Genomic DNA, 1,381 nt, shown 5'->3' on the forward strand with positions numbered 1-1,381 from the left:
TACTCAAGAAACTAAACTACAAGTTGCTAAACGTTATTTAAATGAACTCATAAGTTATCGAGAGCTCGCCAATCAGGTGGGGGTGGATGAATCTGTTCTGCGTTATTGGGTAATGTTAGTTCGTCACCATGGTGATCAAGCCTTTATCTTTCCCTATACAAACTATCCATCTGCCTTTAAACTGAGGGTAATTCAATTTATTAGGGAGAAGAATTACTCCATTCGAGAGGCATCAGCTATATTTCATATCCCCGACCCCTGTATGGTGCGCAGGTGGGTGGAAAAGTGGGAAAGAGCTGGAGAAGATGCCTTCGGATCATCAGAAATGAGGCCTTCTACAATGACATCTAACCATAAGAATAAGAAGATCAAAGATAGCTCTTCTAACCAAACGATGGAAGATATGAAAAAAGAACTTGAATACCTACGTATGGAGAATGCATATTTAAAAAAGCTAAACACCTTAGTTCAGGAAGAACCATCACCAACGAAATCAAAGCGAAAGTAGTATTTGAACTAAGGAAGGAATTCCCGGTGACTAGAATGATAAAAGTAGCTAAGCTTCCTAAAAGTACTTACTATCACATAACAAAAAAATTAGACCAACCAGATCCTGATCGTAAATGGAAAAGAAGAATTAATTTCATCTACCATAGACACTCAGGACGTCTTGGGTACCGTCGTATTACAGACGTTCTTCAAGAAAAAGGTCACGATATAAACAAAAAGAAAGTTCTTCGGATCATGAGAGAATTGGGCCTTAAATGCATTGTGCGAATGAAAAAATATAAATCCTACAAAGGGAAAGTTGGAAAAGTGGCTCCCAACATCCTAAATCGCCAATTTAGAGCCGATAAACCCAACCAAAAATGGGTCACAGACATTACTGAGTTCAAACTGTTCGGTCAAAAACTCTATCTGTCCCCCATTCTAGACTTATTTAACGGAGAGATTATTACTTATACGATCCAATCCAGGCCAACATATGACTTGGTCGAGACGATGTTAGAACAAGGATTAAAACATGTAAATAAAGGCGATGAGCTCTTAATTCATTCAGATCAAGGATGGCATTATCAAATGGCTCAGTACCGAAGGACACTGAAAAAACACAACATCACCCAAAGTATGTCTCGTAAAGGAAACTGTTACGACAACTCGGTCATGGAGAACTTTTTTGGGATAATGAAGTCTGAATTCCTTTACTTACAAGAATTTGATAGTATCGAGCACTTTAAAAAAGAACTGAAAGAATACATGTATTACTACAATCATCTGAGAATCAAATCAAGGTTAAAACGAAAAAGTCCAGTAGCTTATCGAGTAAGTACTGAATTAGCTGCTTAGAAATAAAGTGTCCAATATTATGGGGCCAGTGCAA

Annotated in this window: 1 protein-coding gene; it reads left to right on the top strand. The window is 37.7% G+C overall.

Going from position 1 to position 1,381, the window contains the following annotated elements; genetic code table 11:
- Window positions 1–1,347 (top strand): IS3 family transposase gene (locus JI667_RS21280; protein WP_206858447.1). Its coding sequence is split into 2 segments (ribosomal slippage), with 1,348 coding nucleotides annotated over them: window positions 1–455 and window positions 455–1,347; the frame shifts between segments, so codons are not numbered across the junction. This gene is flagged as partial in the annotation.
- Between the last annotated feature and the right edge of the window lie 34 nt (window positions 1,348–1,381).

It is taken from the genome of Bacillus sp. NTK074B (assembly GCF_017303375.1).
In the GTDB taxonomy this organism is placed as follows: domain Bacteria; phylum Bacillota; class Bacilli; order Bacillales; family Bacillaceae_B; genus Rossellomorea.